Origin of the sequence: Dysgonomonas sp. 216, assembly GCF_010501065.1 — a bacterium.
Classification (GTDB): Bacteria; Bacteroidota; Bacteroidia; order Bacteroidales; family Dysgonomonadaceae; genus QVMM01.
In genome coordinates, this window is record NZ_QVMM01000022.1 from 37,240 (window position 1) to 60,023 (window position 22,784).

The window sequence follows — 22,784 nt, forward strand, 5'->3', positions numbered from 1 at the left end:
CAAATAAAGGCTATTAATTAGCGCTTTCTAAATAAAAACAGTCCCGTATCTTAACTGATTGCGGGACTGTTTATTTCAGTATACGACTAAACCAAATTTATTTAGTAAAACCACTTATCAACAAACAATAATTTATACAACTGCTTTTTATATCTTTGTAGGCTATATAAAATCGGGACATGGACGAATTATTGAAACAACTAAACAAGTCGCAACAAGAGGCTGTAGAATATAACAACGGACCTTCGCTTGTTATAGCAGGAGCAGGATCGGGTAAAACCCGCGTGCTTACATATAAAATTGCATACCTGTTAAAAATGGGACTGCCTCCACAAAATATCTTGGCACTGACTTTCACAAACAAAGCTGCACGCGAAATGAAATCGCGTATAGCCGAGCTTATGGGCGAAAAGATAGCCCGTCGCTTATGGATGGGAACCTTTCACTCCATATTTTCCCGAATATTACGAACCGAAGCAGAAAAAATAGGTTTCAATTCGAATTTCACAATTGCCGATTCTGCCGATTCCCGAAACCTGATAAAAACTATCATCAAAGAATTCCAACTTGATGATAAAATATATAAACCGGCTAAAATCCAATCACTTATTTCGAATTCGAAAAATGCTTTACTTTCGCCCGAAATGTACGCACAAAACCGCGAAATTCTGGAATATGACCGTAAAGCTAAAGTTCCGATGGTTAAGGATATATACAAGGAATACCGTAACCGTTTGAGAGCTGCAAACACGATGGATTTCGACGATCTCTTATTTTATACAAGCCGATTATTCCGCGATTATCCCGAAGTGTTATCCGATTATCAAAATCGCTTTCAGTTTATATTGGTAGATGAATATCAGGATACAAACTTTGCTCAGTACCTGATAGTTAAACAATTGGCGGAAGCGCATCACAGGGTTAGTGTTGTTGGCGACGATGCACAAAGTATTTATTCGTTCCGTGGCGCAAACATTGATAACATACTGAATTTTCAGAGTAACTATCCCGAAGCCCGTATTTTTAAACTGGAGCAAAATTATCGTTCTACACAGAACATAGTAAATGCGGCAAACAGCCTCATCAGCCAGAATAAAGAACAAATAAAGAAGAATATATATTCGGAGAAAGAAGAGGGTGAAAAAATTGAGCTAGCCAGTGCATTCTCCGATTTTGAAGAAGGAATTATTGTTACAAACAGGATACTGGAACTAAGGCATGCTAAAAGCGAACCTTATAAAGATTTTGTGATACTTTACCGCACTAATGCACAATCGCGTGTGTTTGAGGAATCGTTACGTAAAAAAAACATACCCTACCGCATATACGGCGGGCTTTCGTTCTATCAGCGCAAAGAGATCAAAGATGTTATAGCCTATTTCCGCCTTATAGTAAACCCTTTTGACGAAGAGGCCTTTAAAAGAATTATTAATTACCCCACAAGAGGGATTGGACAAACTACTTTAAACAAAATAGTATCTGTTGCCCGATTGCATAATGTTAGTCTTTGGGAGATAATAAACAAACCTCTCGAATACAATTTGGAAGTAAATTCGGGAACAGCAAAAAAACTGAGCGGATTCAGGGAAATGATAGACAGTTTTATAGAACAGCTATCAGTACTCAATGCTTACGAACTTGCTAGTTTAGTAGTAAAACAAACAGGCATAGCACACGACGCATATCAGGACCAGACACCTGAAGGCATGAGTCGTCAGGAAAATCTGCAAGAGTTACTCGGAGGTATTCACGAATTTTGTGAAATGCGTCAGGAAGAAGGAATTGAAAATATAGGAATGATGGACTTCTTATCCGAAGTATCACTTCTCAGCGATCAGGACACGGATAAAGAAGCCGAAAACGATAAAGTTACAATGATGACAATACACGCATCAAAAGGGCTGGAATTTAAGAATGTATTCATTGTCGGACTGGAAGAAGATTTATTTCCCTCGGCAATGGCTAAAGCCGAAATGCGTGGACTGGAAGAGGAGCGCCGCTTATTCTATGTGGCTATGACTCGTGCCGAAGAATTCTGTATGATTACATTTGCTAAAAGTCGGTTTAAAAACGGACAAACAATATCCTGCAATCCCAGTCGGTTTTTACGCGAGATTGATAAAAACTATTTAAAAGCAAACAACATTGTATTTGAGAATGGTTTTGGAGGATTCCAACCAAACCAACAAGGAGGATTTTGGGATACTGTGAGGCAAAATAGAGAGCAAAGAGAAGAACAATGCAAAAAAGAGCCTGTTCAGGCATCTACTCCTCAACCTACATACCCTCAGCCTCGTTTCGTTAATGTAAAAAATGCCACCCCTAAAGCTGTAAACAATAACACATCGGGATTATCAGCAGGAACAATAATAAAGCACGAACGTTTTGGTATAGGTACAATAAAGGCGATAGAAGGAGATGAAAACAACAGAAAGGCAACCGTCGAATTCGAAAATTCGGGAATAAAGCAATTGTTGCTAAAATTTGCCCGTTTCGAAGTTATAGAATAGTTTAAAGCATACATAAACATGTTATCCGCTAAAATGCTTATATTTGTAGATTGTGTTTACAGAGTATGATACAAGGCGCTTTTAAGTCGGCTATTCAAGTGATGTTCTCTCCCACCGAAGCATGGGAAAATATTTTAGAGAACAAACATAATATATATCGGGAATTTTTATTCCCAATATGGGGTGTCATATTGGTTTTATCGTTCATCGGAGGATGCTTTTTTACCTATAACGCCAGCTTTGAATTAGGAGTTAAAAACCTACTTGCCGAGGGGCTCATTCTTTTCGCCAGCTTCCATATATCTTCATTCTTTATGAATGAATATGCAGGAAAACTCACTGATGTAGGAAAAAACCTAAAAAAAACTCAGGTTTTTGTGGCCTATTCGTCGTCGGTCATATACCTTATAGAAATAGCAGTAGCTTTATTCGACGATCTTTTTTTTCTTTGGTTATTCGCATTTTATACCCCCTATATTGTCTACATAGGCGCCGGAATATATTATGGTATAATACCCGAACGAAGAACAAACTTTATGCTATTAGCTTCGGCATTCATATTAGGAATGCCACTCATACTTAAATCGGGCTTATCCATTATTATGAACATTTAATGGGTTAGCCATTTTAGACATAACAAACGAAATGAAACAAAGCGCAATAAACATAAAAAATAAAAGAGCAACCTTCGATTACGAATTGCTCGACACATATACAGCCGGCATTGTACTAACCGGAACCGAAATTAAGTCGATCCGTTTGGGAAAAGCCAGTTTGGTAGATACATTTTGTTATCTTGAGAAGGGAGAACTATGGGTGCGTAACATGCACATCGCCGAATATTTTTACGGTTCGTATAATAACCATGCCGCTCGTCGCGAACGAAAACTTCTTCTATCAAAGAAAGAGCTCAGAAAAATTGAACGTATGGTTAAAGAAACAGGAAACACTATAGTTCCCGTAAGGCTTTTTCTTAACGAAAGAGGTTTAGCCAAATTAGTAATAGCTATAGCCCGAGGCAAAAAACAATACGATAAACGCCAATCCCTGAAAGAAAAAGACGACAAACGCATGATGGATAGGGTTATGAAGTTTTAGTAATGAATAAAAACACAAATTTACCCGAAACAAAAAGCAGTATACAAAGTAAAATATCCTTTGTGTTGGTATTGTTATTACTTTTTTGTTTGTCTTATGCGCTCAATCTTTTATATCCATTAATAGCTGACGATTGGGTCTACGCATTCACTTGGTCAGGAGGCTCAATAAACAGTTTCGCCGATATTATTGCGAGTCAATACCATCACTATTTCGAATGGGGAGGCCGTTCTGTGGCTCATACAATAGTGCAAAGCCTGCTTTGGTTTGGAAAAGGATGGTCAAATATCCTGAATACAATTATCTATACCTCGCTGATTATTGTTATTTATAAACTATCGGCCAAAGAAAAGAATGAACACAATATAACGTTGCTTCTTTTTATATTCTTATTCATGTGGTTTTTTCAGTCAGAGTATGGAGAAACAACCCTATGGGTAACAGGCAGTGGCAACTATATGTGGAGTTGCTTTATCATCCTTCTCTTTTTAGTACCTTATTGCAATTATTACAGGAAAGGATGCAAGCTTAATAATAAATATTTGAATGCGTTATTACCTTTTGCTGGACTAATTGCCGGATGGACTAACGAAAACATGTCCTTAGCTACACTTTTTTTTCTCTTCGTGTTATTTTTTTTGATAAAAGCCGATAAAAGAAAAATACCGTTATGGGCTATATTGGGCTGTACAGGTTTTATAATAGGCATGGTGTTTTTGTTTGCTGCTCCCGGAAATTATGTAAGGTTAGAAGAGATAGGAGATTATGGTAAAGGTGGTTTTTTATATTTCTTATCAACATCCGCCCAAGTTCTGAAAAAATACTTGCGCTATGGTTTACTCCCATCAGTTATTTTTTGCATTCTGCTCTCCTTTGTTTATAAAACCAACAAAAAAGAGGCTAAAAGCCTGCAAATAAAGCTAGCCCTGTTATTTTTCGCATCGGCGCAAATAGCCGTTATCGTAATGATTGGTTCTCCCAAGTTTCCTCCACGTGCATGGTTCGGTATTATTACTTTTATAATATTAGCCTCGGCAATGCTATATTCTAAAATTAATTTTTCGAATATTTACCTGAAAAACACAAAAAGGGTCGCACTTATACTTGGGCTGTTATTCTTTGGAATAACTTATGTTATGAGCGTAAATGAACTCAAAAAAACACATGAACTGTTTCAAACATGGGAAACTTGTATTAACGAACAGAAAAACAAAGGGATTGAGGATGTTATTTTATACGGGAAATATGAACGAAAAAAAAATCCGTTGATAATTGTTCCCAAAATGAGAGATTTCCCCAGTGAAATAGATGACTGGCGTTGCGAATGCTACAGAAAATATAAAGGTGTAAAATCTATAACAATAATAAAAGACTCGGCAGTAATATATAAAGGAAGTGAAGAATGAGTAAAATAAAAGATATACTAAAGGAAAGGATACTTATCCTCGACGGGGCTATGGGTACTATGATTCAGCGTTATAAACTGAAAGAAGAAGACTTCAGAAGCGACCGTTTTAAAGATTGGAATATATTGCTAAAGGGCAATAACGACTTATTATCGCTTACCCGTCCCGATGTTATAGAAGCGATACATCGCGAATATCTATCGGTCGGAGCCGATATAATAGAAACAAACACATTTAATGCCAACACTATATCAATGGAAGATTATGGCATGAGTGCTTTTGTTAAAGAAATGAATATCGAATCGGCAAAATTGGCACGTAAAGCCGCAGACGATTTCACAACTCAAAACCCCGAAAAGCCCCGATTTGTAGCAGGATCAATCGGTCCTACAAACAAAACTGCATCCATGAGCCCAGAGGTTGAAAATCCCATATTCAGGGCTGTAACATTCAACGATTTATATATTGCCTATAAGGAACAAACAGAAGCCTTAATAGACGGAGGGGTTGATTTGCTGCTTATCGAGACCATATTTGACACTCTAAACGCCAAAGCGGCATTATTTGCAGCCGATGAAGTTCGTAAAGAACGAAACAAGGATATTCCGATTATGATATCCGTTACCTTAGCCGATAAAGGTGGACGCACATTATCGGGGCAAACTATCGGGGCATTTTTAGCATCTATAAGCCATATAGATTACCTGTCAGTAGGCCTGAACTGTTCTTTCGGGGCATCCGATATGAAACAGTTTTTAAAAGAACTCGGACGTTTGGCTCCTTCGTTTGTTTCGGCATATCCAAATGCAGGATTGCCTAATCAGTTTGGGGAATACGACGAAACGCCTGAAAAAATGGCATCGCAAATACAAGAATATATCGACGAAGGTTTAGTTAATATTTTAGGAGGATGTTGCGGAACAACTCCTGCTCATATAGGAACATACTTCAATCTGATAAAAGGTGCAAAACCCCACATACCAGCTAGTAAACCTCAATATATGTGGCTGTCGGGGCTCGAATTGCTAGAAGCTAAACCCGAAATCAATTTTATAAACATAGGCGAGCGTTGTAACGTCGCAGGCTCACGTAAGTTTCTACGTCTGATAAAAGAAGAAAAATATGAAGAAGCCCTATCCATCGCTCACCAGCAAGTAGAAGATGGCGCACAAATTATAGACGTGAATATGGACGATGGTTTACTTGATGGTGTAAAAGAAATGACTACGTTTCTGAACCTGATGGCCTCCGACCCCGATGTATCACGTGTGCCTGTAATGATCGATTCTTCGAAGTGGGAGGTTTTAGAAGCCGGGCTTAAATGTGTACAAGGTAAACCTGTAGTTAACTCTATTTCGCTAAAAGGTGGAGAAGAAGAATTTATACGCCAAGCTCGCTTAATCCATCGTTACGGAGCTGCTGTTATAGTTATGGCTTTTGATGAAACCGGACAAGCAGATACATTTGAACGCAGGATCGAGATATGCGAACGGGCTTATAAACTTCTTATCAACGATGGGTTCAATCCTCAGGATATAATATTCGATCCCAACGTTTTGGCTATAGCAACAGGTATAGAAGAACACAGAAACTACGCTGTAGACTTTATTAACACCATAGAATGGATTAAGAAAAATCTGCCGCATGCAAAAATAAGCGGAGGTATCAGCAACTTATCATTCTCCTTCAGGGGGAATAACTATGTGCGCGAAGCTATGCATTCGGTATTCCTTTATTATGCTGTTCAAAAAGGCATGGATATGGGAATCGTAAATCCGGGCGAATCTGTTCTTTATGAAGATATCCCACTCGACTTAAGGAATTTGGTTGAAGATGTAATATTCAATCGCAGGGAAGAAGCTACAGATGAACTTATTGAATATGCCGAAAAACTAAAGGATTCGCAAACCAACCAAAGCGAACAAAAAATTGAAGAATGGCGAAGCCTCTCGCTAACCGAACGACTCGAACATTCTTTAGTTAAAGGAATTACCGATTATCTTGAAGAAGACCTTGCGGAAGCTCTAAAGATATATCCAAAAGCTGTTGATATAATAGATAAGCCGTTGATGGCGGGGATGAATAAAGTAGGAGAACTATTTGGCGCCGGCAAAATGTTTTTACCTCAAGTTGTAAAAACAGCCCGAACAATGAAACGCGCCGTTGCCATATTACAACCAACAATAGAAGCCGAAAAAGTATCGGGGAGCAATAAAGCAGGAAAGCTTGTTATTGCTACCGTTAAAGGCGATGTACATGATATAGGTAAAAATATTGTAGCTATAATTCTGGCTTGTAACAATTACGAGGTTATTGACCTTGGCGTAATGGTTCCGCCCGAAACAATCATTGAAAGTGTAAAAAAACATCAACCCGATATACTTTGTTTGAGCGGACTTATAACCCCTTCGTTAGAAGAAATGTCTATTGTTGCCCGCGAAATGGAGAAAGCCGGATTTGTTATTCCTATAATGATTGGAGGTGCCACCACGTCAAAACTTCATACTGCAATAAAAATCGACCCGAACTATAACAGTGGTGCAGTAGTTTATGTAAAAGATGCATCACAAGCTCCGTCTACCGTATCGAAACTCATTAATAAACTTACCCGCGCAGAATATATTGAGGAAATAAAAAGCGAGTATGCTGGACTCCGTAAATCTCAGAAGAATAAAAAAATAGAGTTATTATCTTTAGATGAGGCCAAATCCAAAGCCCTAAAAATAGACTGGAATGAATTTCAAACACCTGTACCAAATGTTTTAGGGCGTACAGTTTTACCTTATATTCCCGTAGAAGATATTATCCCTTATATCGATTGGAAATTCTTCTTCCACTCGTGGAATCTGTCAGCGCGTTATGCCAGCATACATTTTGTTGACAGTTGTACAAATTGTCGTGCATCGTGGCTCAGTTCTTTTCCTGAAGGCGAAAGGGAAAAAGCATCGGAAGCAATGAAATTGTACAAAGATGCGCAGGCATTACTTGGGCATCTGGCACATATTAAGGCCGAATATATAAAAGCTGTTTTTGGTATTTACGAAGCTTATTCCGAAGATGAGAACATATACCTCAACGGAATAAAATTCCCGATGCTCCGCCAACAAAAGAAAAACGAAAAAGACGAATATCTCTCGTTGTGCGACTTTGTTGCTCCAAAAGAAAAAGATGTTAAAGATTTCGTTGCAGGATTTACCGTCACAGCAGGAGCAGGAGCTGATTTTTTGATGAAGAAATATGAAGATGCAGGCGACGAATATCAGGCACTACTGTTGAAATCGGTTTTAGATCGTTTGGCTGAAGCTGCAACAGAATATCTGCACGAAAAAATCCGTAAAGAATACTGGGGATTTTCTTCTGACGAGAATCTCGACATTCAAGAAATGTTTTCCCTAAAATATCGGGGAATACGTCCCGCAGTGGGTTATCCCTCTATTCCCGATCAATCTATAAACTTCTTGTTGAATAAAGACTTACTTCAATCGGAAGAAATAGGTGTTAATCTTACCGAAAACGGAGTAATGCTCCCTAACGCATCGGTTAGTGGTTTCATTATGGCAAATCCTCAATCGAAATATTTCGCCATTGGGCAAATATCGGAAGAACAAGCCAACGATTATATTAAGAAAAGAGGAGAAAAAGAGATTGATGTAAGAAAATTTCTTGCTGCAAACTTGATATAATATATTATAATCCTTCGGATAAAGCAGAATCTTTAGCTACCTGAATGAACTTTAAGATTCTGCTTTGTGTTTTATAAACAAGCACCTCGTTTCTTTACTATAAACATATGGTCATGCAAAAGAAAACCACACACAAATCATACGTTCGGCAAGGGAATACACATTTACTTCAAAACCTATCATACCAAGGCAGTTACAATGTAGCAACCGAAGTAGAAATGATAAAATTTAATGAAAAAGAAATTTTAAAAAAAGCTATATCCGAAGAAGAACGCCTTATAGATCAAATAAAAGACGGATATGTTTATTGGTTTAAAATTACAGGATTTTCTGATGTTGACAGAATAAATCGTATTTGCAATAAATTTGGAATACAGCGATTCGACATCAAAGATCTATTTTCGAACTTACAGGTAACTAAAATTGTAACTTACAAAACTGTTACATTTATTATGATGTCGGGGTGTTTCATCGACGAGAACGATTGTGTTGTTGTTGAACAAATAGCCTTCATTTTAGGAAAGAACTATGTTATAAGCTTTCAAGAAACCAGCTCGCCTATATTCGACGGAATTATTACTGCACTCAATAATCCAACTTTACAAATAAGAAATAAAGGAGCCGATCACCTACTCTATTTCCTCCTTAACTGTGTTCATTCGGGATATAACGACATTATCGGAAAAACATCAGAAAAGTTAGATTATATGGAAGATAAGCTTATAAATCAGGACGACAAAGAAGACAACAACTATGTTATGCGTTTTTTACGTAAGCGACGTTCCGATTACTCAATCATCCGTCGCTCAGTTATGCCTCTCAGAGAAGAATATAAAAATTTACTTCACAATTCGAATAACCTTATTCTGGATGAAAATATTATCTATTTCGACGATTTTGACGACCGCCTGCGAACCACACTCGAAGAGCTTGAAATTATACACGAAACATTAGCATCCCTTATGGACCTATACTTCAATAATAACAACCAACGGATGAACGAAATAATAAAACGCTTAACCATTGTTTCTACTATATTCATCCCTCTAACATTTATGGTTGGTGTTTGGGGTATGAATTTCAAATATATGCCCGAACTCGACTGGGAATATGGTTATTATGTTTCGTGGATAACTTTGGTTATAATAGCATTAATAGCAATTCTGTTTCTAAAGCGAAAAGGCTGGTTCTAAATATATCCAGAATAAGAGTAAACGAACCGAAATTCTACTAGGACAGGTTTCAGTCTACAACCTTATAACCTTTCCATCCATAGTAGGCACAGAAAATAAAACAGATGAGCGGAATTATATAAGCTACATAATAAACAGTAGGATATGAATCCATAAGATGCCCTGTTAGCGGAGGCAACACAACGTTACCGACAATAGCCATAACCAAAAAAGCCGAACCGCTTTTAGTTTTACCACCCAAACCTTCGAGTGCCAACGAAAACTGTGTTGGATACATAATTGACATAAAGAACGATACTCCTAACATGGCATACAAACCAATCATTCCGCCGAAAGCCATAATCACTCCGCACAATGCAATATTAACGATGGCATAAACAACTAACATATTTTGTGGTCTGAATTTAACCATCAACATCGTACCTATCCAGCGTCCCAATAAGAAAGCCAACATATAGAACCCGAAATAGGTAGTAGCTGTGCTTTCAGATAGCCCTACGTACTTACAACAATAAATAAGGAACATGGCATTGATGGCCGTCTGCCCCCCGTTGTAAAAAAATTGAGCAATAACACCCCAGCGTAAGTGTGAACGCTTTAACACGCCGAAGTCGATAAGTTTTTCCCCTTTTACATTTCCTTCTTCATGCTCTCCCTCTTTTATTTTTGGTAAATGTGAGAAAACAAAAACCAAAGCTATAATAATCAAGATGGCAGCAAGTATCAGATAAGGCAATTTCATTGCATCTGTTTCAAATTGCACAAAACCTTCCCATCCGCCCGGATAATCGGCAGGAATTGTTTCGCGAGTATAATCGCTACCACTCAGTACCAACTTGCTGAGAAACATCGCTGCAATAAACGCGCCTAATCCGTTGAAAGATTGAGCAAGGTTTAAGCGACGAGGTGCAGTCTCCGGATCACCTAATACTGTAACATACGGATTTGCAGCCGTTTCGAGAAAACACATACCGGTAGCAATAATGAAGAAAATACCCAGATATGCCCAATATTGTTGTATGATAGCTGCCGGAAAAAACAATAGTCCTCCTGCCGCTGCAATTAACAAGCCGACTATAATCCCGGCTTTGTAACTGTACCGTTTCATAAACATAGCTATCGGGATAGGGAAAATAAAGTATGCCATCCAATAAGATGCTTCGGTAAGTGAAGCTTCAAAGGCCGATAATTCGAATGTTTTCATCAACTGCCTAATCATTGTTGGCAATAGATTACTACTGATAGCCCAAATAAAAAATAAGCTAAATATAAGGGCTAAAGCAACAGTGTATTTATTTTTGTTATTATTCATGATATGAAATTTTCTCTCGGTTTATTCCGACATATTTTTTATATAAGGTAATTCAATATGGTTCTCAAAACCATAAAACTGTTTGGCATTCAATCCTAGAAATGCAGCTTTTTCGTCTTCTGTTATTAATTTAGACTTCGCTACAAAGTCATACGACATGCGGTATGTTATAGCCACAATAGTACGTGGATAATCAGAACCCCACATCAGTTTATTCATACCAACCAACGAAGCGGCTTCTTTTATTGCTTTCACGGCCCCTGTAAACGGATAGAATTCGTCGTTGAACAACCATGTAATCCCCCCCGACTCTATCATTACGTTTTCATTTCGTGCCAGTTTTATCTGTTCCTGCCAACCTTGGCGTGTAACCATCCCGAAATGCCCTACAGCGATTTTCAATTTTGGATATTCCTGAATTATCTCATTCATCTCGGCAACCTGTTCTGCTCCATCTGCTAAATCAATAGAAAGAATAATATTCTGCTGTTCCATCAACTTGAATAGCTGCATCATTTCTTTTTCAGTCAGGTAAACCCTGTTATTTTGGGTTATAAGCCTTTGAGCAGGAATTTTTATAGCCTTGAAACCTTGAGCAATTAATTGCTCCGCATGTTCCAAGTAACCAGATTTTCGCATATCTACCATAGCACAGCACAGAAAACGTTCGGGATATTTTTGCTGTACTTCCCACAGGTAATTATTTTGGATGCCATCAATATATTCTTGCGTTATAACAGCAGCCGACACCTGTGCATAATCCATATTAGAAAGGAAAATCTCCGCTGTATTTTGTCCATCCAGTATATAAGGAGGAAGCATCTGGCGCACTTCCCCCATAAACTCAGATTTACCGTTATTCAATGTTTTGATATTTAACCCATCCACTACGGCATCCTGCCGAAGCCAGAGGTGGGCATGTGTATCTATTATTGGGTATATCATAACTCTGAAATAATTTAGTTAATTTCCAACACAAAGGAGATATCGTTCGGTTTTTCATCTTGTGGCAATTCAACCTCCAGACCATCAGCCGTTCCTGTGTATTTTACCTCTTTGTTGCTGCCGAGAAGTTTAACCGATTTCACTTCTTGTTCATACAGGGGATTACCTGTAGACAACGATTTTATAACTACTTTATCATTATCCGGCCATGCCAATACGTGTGCATACAAGGTGTTACCTTTTGTCACAAAACGAATATCTTGGGCTGTATACGGTTTATGTCTGCCCTCATTAAATCCTTGTGATCTTATCGGATTAGATTCTTCTGCTACGGGACCTTCGCCAAATATCTTCCATGGTCTTGTACCGAATACGCTTTCTCCGTTAACGTTCATCCATGCAGCAACATTTTCTAATATAGCTTCTTCTTTATCATCAATTGTTCCATCGCCACGCACAGGCACGCTCAACAATAAATTTCCGTTCTTGCTGATAATATCTACAAGCATATGTACAACGGTTTTCGCCGATTTATACCGATTATTATCATAAAAAGATCTTTGGTAATGCCATGTGCCTATACATGTGCATGTTTGCCATGGTTTTTCCTGCATCTTATCGGGAACGCCTTTCTCCACATCCCATACAAGAGCTTCTTTTTGATCCTCTGTCAGTATTTTAGCAAAAACAACAGCCTCATTCTTACCCTTGTTGTCTTTCATGCTTTTGTTATAAAAATGCGCAACAGTCTTCAACCCTGCATCGCTGACAGGCCATAAAGGCATGCTGGTATCGTCGTAATACACGAGATCAGGGTTGTATTTGTTCATCATATCGACAGTTCTATCAAAGAAATTCTGGCAATATTCTTCTGTCGGAATCGATGCTCCATTCTCCCAAGCCCATTGACTGTGAAGTTTATTTGTTTTTTCACTTTCTACGCTTAATTCATGATTTTGGGCATATAATTCCTGAGGATCGTATCCTTCCCACCATTTGCCTTTTCCATCTTCTTTGGTCAACTTACCGTCATAAGGGATACCTGCTTTGGTGCCGTTTTTATCCGAACGTTGCGCCGTTTCGTACCAAGTCCATGCATGTGCCGAATGAATACTTACGCCAAAATACATACCATTTGCGCGAGCTGCTTTTTCCCATCCTGCCAAAATATCTTTTTTGGGTCCCATATTTACCGAGTTCCACGGCTGATACTTACTGTCCCATAAGTCCATATTATCATGATGATTGCCCAATGCGAAGAAGTATTTTGCGCCCACCCGTTTATAAAGTGCCATCAGCTTTTCCGGATCCCATTTGTCTGCTTTCCATGCATTAATTACATCTTTGAAGCCAAATTCGGAGGATGACCATATTTTTCAAGATGATACTTATATTGCCAATGTCCTTCATCATACATATGACGGGCATACCAATCTCCAGCCTCAGGTTCACATTGAGGCCCCCAATGCGCCCATATTCCGAATTTGGCATCTCTAAACCATTCAGGAGCTTCTTCGTATTGAGACAGTGACTCCCAAGTAGGTTCATACTTCCCCTCCAACATCGTTTCGTGTTTCGGTTGGCAGGCTATTAATAAACTTCCGGTTAATAATAAAAGAATAATGTTTTTTACGTTCATTTTATTCTATGGTTAAAGGTTAATTATCGAAATGTATACAAATTTTTAATCAAAACTTACTAATATTCTAAATACTTTTCCCGGATTGGCAGCCCATTTTTCTAATGCATCCTGTGCTTGTTCGGGTAAATATATTCCACTAATAAGCTCATCAACAGGACAAGTTCCTCGTTTTATATATTCCATAACCGCCCGGAAGTCTTCGGGCATAGCATTGCGCGAACCGCGAATATCCAGTTCTTTCATCACAAAATATTTTGTTTCGAAAGCTATTTCGGTTTTAGCATATCCAATGCAAACAACCCTGCCGGTAAAAGCTACCTCATTAATAGCCATCTGATAGGTTGTTGGTGCACCTACGGCTTCAATTATAACATCGGGGCCGTTGTTGCCGGTTATATCTATCAGACGAGCATGAACATCTTCGGTTTTAGAATTAATTGTATAAGTTGCTCCTAATCGCTTGGCTAAGTCCAATTTTTCATTATCCATATCAACAGCTATAACTCGCGCACCTCTCAACACTGCACGAACAACTGCACCTATCCCTATCATACCACACCCAATTACCATCACGATATCCAAATCATTTACTTCACCCCGTGCTACGGCATGAAAACCAACGCTCATGGGCTCGATTAATGCAAAATCTCGTGGAGTTATATCAGTGTCGGTAATTACTTTTTGCCACGGAACAACAATATATTCACTCATCGCTCCATCGCGCTGTACCCCGAATGTTTGATTGTAGCGACAAGCATTTGGTCGACCATTTCGACAAGATGTACAATGTCCGCAACTTGTGTACGGATTGACTGTACAAGGTGTACCCGGTTTGAATATCTCCGGCACATCGTCAGCTACAGCCTCTATTATTGCACCTATCTCATGTCCGGGAACAACAGGTAGTTTTACCATAGGGTTTTTACCCAGAAAGGTATTCAAGTCTGACCCGCAAAAACCAACATATTTTATCTTAACAAGTACTTCCCCTTGTTTTAATTGAGGCTTTTCCTTTTCTATTACTGCAACTTTTCGTTCGCCTGTTATCTGTATTGCTTTCATCATTCATATAAATTAAAGATCCGATCCATCAGCTTCCATTTTTCAGAAGAGGTTGCTCCTGCTTCTGCCTGCTGAAATACAGACATATATTTTTCCCATTCGGCCTGACGAGGCAAACCTGCCAACTTTTGAAAAGCATCATCCCACTCAAAGTTAAATGGCGTTTCTACGATCATTACCAGCCTTGTTCCCTGTAAAAAGATTTCCATTTCCAATATCCCAACGCTCCGTATCCCTTCACGTATTTCTTTCCAATGTTCAGTTTGGCTATGCCGCTTCACATATTCTTCAATCAATTCTTTATCATCTTTCAGATCGAGTGTTTGACAATAATGTTTAGTGGGGAAATCATATTGATTAGATTTATATCCTGTCCTTTTATTTTCCATGATTCTATATTTCTCAACTGTTTAACCATGTATCGCGAAAACGAGGTTCTAGAATCGTCTTTACCTCTTCCAATAGTTCTTCATCCAGCGGAGCATTCGCCCATTCTATATTTTGCAACACTGCCGACGGGCGAGTAGTGCTAAATAATGTAGTTGCTATGCGCGGATTGTTGACTGAGAATTTTACAGCGAGTTGCTCTATTGATTTACCTTTCGACTTACAATATTCGGCAGCTCTTTTACATACATCTTGCAAGGGTTTAGGAGCGGGATGCCAATCAGGAGCTCCTCTTTCGGTTAATAATCCCATCGAAAAAGGCGAAGCATTAATTACCCCAACCCCCTTTTGCTCAAAATAGTCGAGATAATCTAATAAGGCATCATCGTTCAAACAATAGTGACAGAATGATAATACACTTTCGACTGTACCATCAGGTACATTATCTATTATATATTTAAAATGCCTTAAAGTAAGATTAGTAATACCTACGTGTTTTACAATTCCTTTACTGCGCAGTTCTACTAATGCCGGAAGCGTTTCATTACAAACCTGATTCAAATCGGCAAACTCAACATCGTGTACATTGATAAGATCTATGTAATCAACATTTAACCTCTCCATACTTTCATACACGCTTTCTATAGCTTTCTTTCCAGAATAATCCCAATAGTTTTTCCCGTCTGCACCATAGCGACCGACTTTTGTCGACAAATAATACTTATCTCGGCCAATCCCTTTTAAGGCTTCGCCTAGTACTAGTTCAGCTTTCAGATGTCCATAATAAGGCGAAACATCTATAAAATTAATGCCGTTTTCTACTGCCGTATATACAGCCTGTATACCCTCTTCCTTTTTTAGGGAATGAAAAACACCTCCTAACGACGATGCACCAAAACTAAGGCTAGACACCTTCATGCCTGTATTTCCGATTTCTCTGTATTCCATGATTTTAAATTAAATAATCTTTGTTCACAAAACTATATATATGAAAATGATTATTTTTATTCTTTATCGATTAAAAAATGCACTTTATCGACATTATTATTTATCTTTAGACTCAAATACATCTGAAAATGAATAGAAAAGAGTTAAAGCAGGATTTCATTTTATTAAATGTAGGATATGCTAATCATAATGCCGACTGGAACTGGAAGAACATCCAGAGCCCTTTTGCCAGAATACATTATGTAAAGAATGGTAATGCTAAAATTATACGACAAGATGGTGTTTACGAATTAAAAAAAGGACATCTCTACCTGACTCCATCTTATACAAAACATGGTTACGAATGTAATGATATCCTCGAATTATATTATATTCATCTTTATGAAGACTTTGGTAAAAATCTCAGTCTTTTCGACATGATGGATTTTCCTGTTGAAATAAAGGCAGATACTTTGGATATACAACTTATAGAACGATTAATAAATATAAATCCGGAAAGAGAACTTAAATATTACGATCCGCGCTCTTACGATAATTCCGACACAGTTGCTTATAATATTGCAATTCAGCAAAAAAGTCCTCTTGCTTTTGAGATGGAAACACATGGTATCATTAACCAGTTACTATCACGGTTTATGGTTCAAGCTGTTTATAAAAATGAAAATATTGAAAAACGAATATTAAAGTGTATTTATTTCATTCATAAAAACATAGACCAAACCATAGATATTCATGATTTAGCTGAAATTTGTTGCTTAACAAAAGATCACTTTATCAGGCTCTTTAAAAAGGAAATGAATTGTACACCCGGCAAATACATTAATCAAAAAAAAATAGAAACAGCCCAATTACGTATTTTGATAGACGATGTCAGCATCAAAGACATTGCTTATGGATTAGGCTTTGATAATGTTTCTTATTTTAATCGACTCTTTACTAAAATAACAGGTGAGCGTCCCGGCAAATACAAAAAGAAAATACTATTATAGACCGACTTAACGAATATAATAGGTTTACAGGATTTATATAAATATTCGAAGGCTCTTGATTACAAATCTGAGATTTACCACTTATTACGATGTATTTTTATTTCGTTTCACTTGCCTTTGGGACCTTCTACAGGACACAACAAATTTCACGTATATTTTTTATTCTTTGACTTATCTGTAAAGCTATTTTGCCGCAATAAAATAAAAAAACAGTTATTCAAAAGATTAAAAAAAGTTCCATAATCGACATCATTCCTTATACCCAACCTACATACCTAAAAGTACATACAAGTATAGTGATTTTAGTTTAAAAACGGTTTATATTAATAATATAAATAAAAACAAAACGCCCTAAACCATTAAGTTTAAAACGTTTACTTGTTAGTGATCCGAGCGGGATCGCTTTTTTATCTCGTAATAGCTAAATTTTCAGCTTGTTATATTTCCTTTAAAGACATGCCGTAACGAATTCGTAACGATTAAAAAATGTCTTTTATCTTGTGTTGGCAGACCGCTGTGAGCCTAACTTCTAGTTACAAATATACAGATAATTATTCGGGTAATAAACTTATTTTTGTCTATATTATATTGGTTAATATAGAGGCTATCCAATTAAGTTTACAATAACTTTTACCATCATATCTTTTTCTTCTGTTTTACTTTCAGCTATCATTAAAGTAAGTGGCACCAATGCATTATTCTCAATCCGTTTTGAGCCATCCGAGTTATATAAAATCCCATTTTTATCCAAAAACCAAATAAACAAAAATGCTGCAATGCGTTTATTTCCATCACTGAACGAATGATTTTTGGTTACCAAATACAAAAGCATAGCTGCTTTTTCTTCGACACCGGGATATAATTCTATACCATCGAAGGTTTGATATATGGTATTAATAGAGCTTTTAAATGAATCATCTTTTTCATTTCCGAACAAGTTACCTCCTCCAAATTTTTTATAAAGCTCTTTGATTGCGTCTTTTGCACTCGCGTAAGTTGCTCTGAATTGTTCTTTGGTATCACTTGGTTCAATAGTCAATTGCTGATGGTCGTATTGATCCAGAATATCCAAACCATGTGCATAATCAGTAATAACTTGTAGTATACCTTTCGCCTGATCATCGGAAATAGAAGGTTTTGATGCAATACCAGTCAGCATTTTTATTGAATCCAAAGCTTCCTGTAATTGTTTAACCTTTGCTTGCCGATTCATAACAAAGCCTTTTACAAGATATTCCTTTAGAACTCTATTTGCCCAAATACGAAATTGAGTTCCTCGTTGAGACTTTACTCGGTAGCCGACTGATATTATTATATCCAAGTTATAATGGGAGAGGTTTCTTTGCACCTGTCTTTTTCCTTCTTGTCGAACTTGTAAGAAATCCTTACAAGTTGACATTTGTTCTAGCTCTCCTTCTTTATAAACATTACTAATATGCAATGTTATATTTTGAGGTGTAGTCTCAAATAATTCTGCCATCTGAGCCTGTGAAAGCCAAACTGTTTCATTTTCCAATTTTACATCCAAATTGGTCGTGCCATCAGGCGATTTATATATTATAACTTCTCCTTTATTCATTATTTTAACCCTTTGATTATGATAATCACGCTGATACAAATATAGTCAATTGCGACGACATCTTATCTTTTCTTACTAAACCAACGATATGGCCTGGTCCAGAAATTGTATCTTTCAGTTTCTGTAGTGGATGAATGACGTGCATTTGATTCTGTTTTTACAGGTTCTACTCTTTGGTCTTTATCATCTTCATCCAAATATTCATCTTCGGCATCAATAAACGGATCTAACCAGTCTGCTTTCTTTCGGGCCCAGTCCAATTTTTTTATAACTTCGTCGTCCATTGCATCGCTGGCACTTAATATTTTTCATAATCGGCTATGATTTTATGAACGGTCTTACGGCTGATATCCAACTCCCTGGCTATAGCGCGTTTACTGTACCCAACCGTACGGTACATGTGAATAATTGTTTGTTATTCCACCATTGTTATCATTTTAACCTCTGTGTTAGTGTATAACACACAAAGGAATTTATAATGTTAATATTTGTTAGTAAAACACAGAGATGTATTATATGCTCTTGCAGATTTTACTCAACTGGTGGTATACTTTTCAATTATATTATACATCGCAATTGTGTGACCAATTTATGATTCGTAGGAATTATGCCAAATCTTTTGATGGATTCAAAAACAGAATATTATCGAAAAAATGGCTCTTACAGCCATACAACTCATAAACAAACTAAATAACAGAAATATAAATAATTTAAAAAACCGTTATCGCTTAAATGCATCACGGGTTAAATTTCATTTTTGCATCGCTTAGGATTTACTAAAATAAATCTTTCATTTTAAATACTTGAGAGATAACTCAATCAAAGCAAGACATCTTTGAAAAAAATAATCATAGAAATTATTGTTGTATATATCTATTTTACCAGTTTCGTGATGCCTGATGCGATAGTTATTCCCAATTGTTGTTAATTTCTTAAATTCTTCATCCAACAGAGTAATGTAATCTACATCCATATGACATATTTCGTTGATTATTTTTTCTATGGACTTTTTCTTATCTAAATCTTTATAATATGTTTTTAATCTCTCAAAAGCATCCCATAATTTTTCAACAGCTAATTGCTTATTCTCATTTGTTTTGTCATTGTACAGGTAAACAGCTTGCTCTAATAATTCCTTAAGCCCATATTCTTTAACCGATTGCTTGATTTCTATTTTCCCCTTGGAAGATTCTATCTTTCCACCTAATAACCGGAATGCCAAACTACTGTTTTGGAAAATAAGATTTACTTCATTCGTGAAGTTGTTTTCTTTATTGTATTTCTCAAATAATTCAATGACATCAAAAACACAATATGGATAATTATTCATCACAAAATCATCCAAATCTCCCGTTTCTATGTAGTTACGAGATGGGGCAAATGCCTTTGGAGCATAATAATTGTTTAAATCTTCAATTACTGCATTTTTGGTATTAATCGTATAGTTCCAGTTTGTCTCCGTTGTTCTGTACAGGGTTTCATCATACCGGTTAAACAAATTAATAACATCTGTTCTATTTTTCTTAGAAATAGATGGTAATATTAAGGTCTTCTCTTCGATTACTTTTTTATTTCTTATAGAAAAAGGAATAAATCTATTGCTTTGTGATTCTTCTGCTGATATTTGTCTCCAGGAATATACATCTCTGTTTGATATTTTGTCACTCTCATATAATTCATAACCATCTGCACGAATAAAGTTATTTATTTTCCTGAGATATTCTTTCCAATAACCATCTTCATATCGGACTGCCGGATGAAATACTTCACATAAAAACCGGAGCATGTCTTCATCACTTCCTTCTTTCAGAGGAAAACGTTCATCCTCAAAAATCCAACAATATGCCCAATCATTTGGATTGTTTACTGTATGTTGCCAAATATCATCGTCTGCATTCTTATATTTCGGATCAGAGCTATCCATTTGATTTAACGGATATAACCTTCTGAGAAAGGATATTTCGCTTAATCTTCCATAGTAATAATAAATAATTTTCTCATCACCAAGGAAACCGGATGAGATATCGAAGCCATCCCTGAATAGCTCATATATATCCCTTCTTGTTATTTCTGTGATTTTATTCATAACGATTAGATTTGAATATTCTTGAAAAAAGAGATGACCTGATTTATTCTTCGTAAAATTTATATATTGGAAATGACTTAAAAACTTCTTGTTGCTCATCTGTCAATTTATTGAAATAAATATTAGATGCCTCTTTATAGCCAAGTAAGATATTTGCTCCAAGTTTACATTCAATATTGGAATTCTCAGTTAATTCTACTAACTGAGCTTTCTCTTCATCATTAAAATCTCTTTCCCGTTTAATTATCTGGAAGCTATTCAATAATTTTATTTCCATAGGTACATTGTCTTTTGATTCTTCAAATATCCAATTAGAAATATCTTTTATTAGTTTGAATAGTTTTGCATTTGGCTTATTATCATAAGCAGACAACATCTTTAACATATCTATTATTGCTATCTGATATATGTAATCAAAATGAGATAAAGATTTATAGGAATTCAATATAACTTCATAGTTAATGTTTGAAATATTCATGTAGTCTTCTTTTTCCATAATTGAGAACGGACTCATAATTCGCATATCTCCATTGTCATTTGGTAGCATTGCCTGAAGATCCGAACTGAAAAAATCTTTGATCGTATATGAGTCTGTACCGTTTTTGAAAATAATCAATTTAATCAGGATATTGGCTATTTTAAGATTTGTTACTGAGGTATTGTCATTACCTTCAACGTTAACATTTACATTCTCTTTATCCAATATTGCTTTAAATAGAATATCTAAATAAATTTGATCCTCTGTAGATAATATCTCCAAATCCAAATCTTCGTAAATATTGAGAATCGTAAATAAATCAATTACCTTATTTAGAAAAGTTAGCTTATCTTCCAAAAAAGCAAGGTGATCTTCAATAGTACTGTTAACTATAGAAAAAGTAAAATCTTTACCTTTTATTGAAAATTTATTTCCATTTTTTACAGTCTCTACAAAAAAGGCTAAATCAGCAATACTTTTTCTAACAGATGAAGCTAATTTGAAATCAAATTTGCTGCCTCCCTGTTCATTAATAGAGAGTGACATAGAGTTTCCTATATGAATGGTCATGCCTTTTTCCGAGAAAACTCTCTTAAAACCATTATAATAAATTTTTTCATTTATTGATATGGGACAATTATCAACAGTGTCCATAACATTTAGCTTCCACTGCGATGACGTAAAAAGATCTGTTGGAATTAGATTCTTATTGTTATCAGAGGCATAGAAATATATTTCATTCCTATTTAATACATTAAATAAATTTTGTGTGGTATTTAAAACTTTGTAGTTTTCTGGTAAATATGTAAAACCTCTGATATTGCTTTGCTTTACTTCATCTATAGAGATAATGTTATGAGGGGCATAACTAACTTGTTGTCTTGAATCTTTTAGGAAATTTAGAAAAAGGACTTTTTGTATTTCCGGTTCATTCGGGAATTCTCTTAATTTTATGTTTAGACTTGTTGTATTTTCGTTTGATCTCAGTTTTAAAGCTAATTTTACAGGAGTTAGTGTTTCATAGTACACTTTCCTTTGTCGTGGATTTCTCTTATTAATGTATACAACAAAATATATGACACCATTCTCTTTTAGATAATTTTTTAGATCTGAGATATCTGCCGGATGACTAATTTCTGATTGAGTAAAATCAGAATTCGTTTCTCCTTTTACTTGAATAGCCACTCTTCCTTGTATATTCTCCTTTTTACGAGCTTTATCTTTATAGATATAAATGAAACCATCCCAAGATGGTTCTTTATCATTCTCAGATATATAGGGAGAAAGTATGTCGCAACTTAAAATAGAGTCTTTTATTTCTGAAATTGCTGCGGATTCAATATTTTTCTTATCCATAAATTATGATAGTCTTATTCAATATTTAAAGATACAAAACTATTTTAAGAAATTAAGGTCAAAAAACTTAAGACAAAAAATAGTAAAGTAATCTCCATCCGCCCTGTATG

At 36.2% G+C, this 22,784-nt stretch carries 17 protein-coding genes and 2 pseudogenes; 8 read left to right on the top strand and 11 right to left on the bottom strand.

The genetic code is table 11. The features are described from left to right. The first annotated feature begins 179 nt into the window (after window positions 1–179). The 6 genes from D0T53_RS12020 to corA all read left to right on the top strand — a co-directional run bounded on the left by D0T53_RS12020 (window position 180) and on the right by corA (window position 9,890). On the top strand, window positions 180–2,510 hold the full coding sequence (locus D0T53_RS12020) for an ATP-dependent helicase (protein ID WP_163268230.1): 2,331 nt from the start codon (window positions 180–182) through the stop codon (window positions 2,508–2,510). 65 nt (window positions 2,511–2,575) lie between these two features. Then, window positions 2,576–3,124, top strand: coding sequence for a YIP1 family protein (locus D0T53_RS12025; RefSeq protein WP_163268232.1), 549 nt, complete (start codon window positions 2,576–2,578; stop codon window positions 3,122–3,124). 31 nt (window positions 3,125–3,155) lie between these two features. Further along, on the top strand, window positions 3,156–3,608 hold the full coding sequence (gene smpB / locus D0T53_RS12030; RefSeq protein ID WP_163268234.1) for an SsrA-binding protein: 453 nt from the start codon (window positions 3,156–3,158) through the stop codon (window positions 3,606–3,608). Between the two features lie 2 nt (window positions 3,609–3,610). Continuing rightward, window positions 3,611–5,014 carry a DUF6056 family protein gene (locus tag D0T53_RS12035; protein WP_163268236.1) on the top strand — a complete coding sequence of 468 codons (1,404 nt, stop codon included), beginning with the start codon at window positions 3,611–3,613 and terminating at the stop codon, window positions 5,012–5,014. Further along, on the top strand, window positions 5,011–8,697 hold the full coding sequence (gene metH / locus D0T53_RS12040; RefSeq protein WP_163268238.1) for a methionine synthase: 3,687 nt from the start codon (window positions 5,011–5,013) through the stop codon (window positions 8,695–8,697). The genes D0T53_RS12035 and metH overlap by 4 nt, the downstream gene beginning before the upstream one ends. A gap of 113 nt (window positions 8,698–8,810) precedes the next feature. Beyond that, entirely contained in the window at window positions 8,811–9,890 is a 1,080-nt protein-coding gene (corA, locus tag D0T53_RS12045) for a magnesium/cobalt transporter CorA (RefSeq protein WP_163268240.1), read from the top strand. Window positions 9,891–9,939: 49 nt separating this feature from the next. Here corA and fucP read toward each other — a convergent pair whose 3' ends face one another. The 6 genes and pseudogenes from fucP to D0T53_RS12075 form a co-directional block, all read right to left on the bottom strand. Further along, window positions 9,940–11,202 (bottom strand): L-fucose:H+ symporter permease, encoded by a 1,263-nt coding sequence (gene fucP / locus D0T53_RS12050; RefSeq protein ID WP_163268242.1) that lies wholly within the window; start codon window positions 11,200–11,202, stop codon window positions 9,940–9,942. A gap of 21 nt (window positions 11,203–11,223) precedes the next feature. Beyond that, complete coding sequence (locus D0T53_RS12055; protein WP_163268244.1) at window positions 11,224–12,147, bottom strand: amidohydrolase; 924 nt, start codon at window positions 12,145–12,147, stop codon at window positions 11,224–11,226. A 14-nt stretch (window positions 12,148–12,161) separates the two neighbouring features. Next, window positions 12,162–13,786: pseudogene (locus D0T53_RS12060) on the bottom strand (alpha-L-fucosidase). A 45-nt stretch (window positions 13,787–13,831) separates the two neighbouring features. After that, a complete protein-coding gene (locus D0T53_RS12065) occupies window positions 13,832–14,851 on the bottom strand; it encodes a zinc-binding alcohol dehydrogenase family protein (protein ID WP_163268266.1) in 1,020 nt (339 codons plus the stop codon). Beyond that, window positions 14,851–15,240 carry an L-rhamnose mutarotase gene (locus tag D0T53_RS12070; RefSeq protein WP_163268246.1) on the bottom strand — a complete coding sequence of 130 codons (390 nt, stop codon included), beginning with the start codon at window positions 15,238–15,240 and terminating at the stop codon, window positions 14,851–14,853. The genes D0T53_RS12065 and D0T53_RS12070 overlap by 1 nt, the downstream gene beginning before the upstream one ends. A 13-nt stretch (window positions 15,241–15,253) precedes the next feature. Then, on the bottom strand, window positions 15,254–16,186 hold the full coding sequence (locus D0T53_RS12075) for an aldo/keto reductase (protein WP_163268249.1): 933 nt from the start codon (window positions 16,184–16,186) through the stop codon (window positions 15,254–15,256). A 128-nt stretch (window positions 16,187–16,314) separates the two neighbouring features. On the opposite strand from D0T53_RS12075, the gene D0T53_RS12080 reads away from it, so the two are divergent. Then, window positions 16,315–17,175: an AraC family transcriptional regulator gene (locus D0T53_RS12080; protein ID WP_163268251.1), complete on the top strand. Its 861-nt coding sequence runs from the start codon at window positions 16,315–16,317 to the stop codon at window positions 17,173–17,175. A gap of 604 nt (window positions 17,176–17,779) precedes the next feature. Here the strand turns inward: D0T53_RS12080 and rhuM are convergent. The 3 genes from rhuM to D0T53_RS12095 form a co-directional block, all read right to left on the bottom strand. After that, the gene (gene rhuM, locus D0T53_RS12085) at window positions 17,780–18,754 is read right to left on the bottom strand and encodes a RhuM family protein (protein WP_163268253.1); all 975 of its coding nucleotides are present in this window, start codon (window positions 18,752–18,754) and stop codon (window positions 17,780–17,782) included. A 62-nt stretch (window positions 18,755–18,816) separates the two neighbouring features. Beyond that, a complete protein-coding gene (locus D0T53_RS12090; protein WP_163268255.1) occupies window positions 18,817–19,038 on the bottom strand; it encodes a hypothetical protein in 222 nt (73 codons plus the stop codon). Between the two features lie 14 nt (window positions 19,039–19,052). Further along, window positions 19,053–19,154, bottom strand: a complete 102-nt coding sequence (locus tag D0T53_RS12095) for a helix-turn-helix domain-containing protein (RefSeq protein WP_255489445.1) — start codon at window positions 19,152–19,154, stop codon at window positions 19,053–19,055. A 170-nt stretch (window positions 19,155–19,324) separates the two neighbouring features. On the opposite strand from D0T53_RS12095, the pseudogene D0T53_RS13650 reads away from it, so the two are divergent. Continuing rightward, window positions 19,325–19,524: pseudogene (locus tag D0T53_RS13650) on the top strand (hypothetical protein); the annotation flags it as partial. A gap of 20 nt (window positions 19,525–19,544) precedes the next feature. Here the strand turns inward: D0T53_RS13650 and D0T53_RS12100 are convergent. Together D0T53_RS12100 and D0T53_RS12105 are read right to left on the bottom strand one after the other, a co-directional pair. Next, window positions 19,545–20,840 carry an AbiJ-NTD4 domain-containing protein gene (locus tag D0T53_RS12100; protein WP_163268257.1) on the bottom strand — a complete coding sequence of 432 codons (1,296 nt, stop codon included), beginning with the start codon at window positions 20,838–20,840 and terminating at the stop codon, window positions 19,545–19,547. Between the two features lie 43 nt (window positions 20,841–20,883). Continuing rightward, window positions 20,884–22,674 carry a DUF4365 domain-containing protein gene (locus tag D0T53_RS12105; protein WP_163268259.1) on the bottom strand — a complete coding sequence of 597 codons (1,791 nt, stop codon included), beginning with the start codon at window positions 22,672–22,674 and terminating at the stop codon, window positions 20,884–20,886. Between the last annotated feature and the right edge of the window lie 110 nt (window positions 22,675–22,784).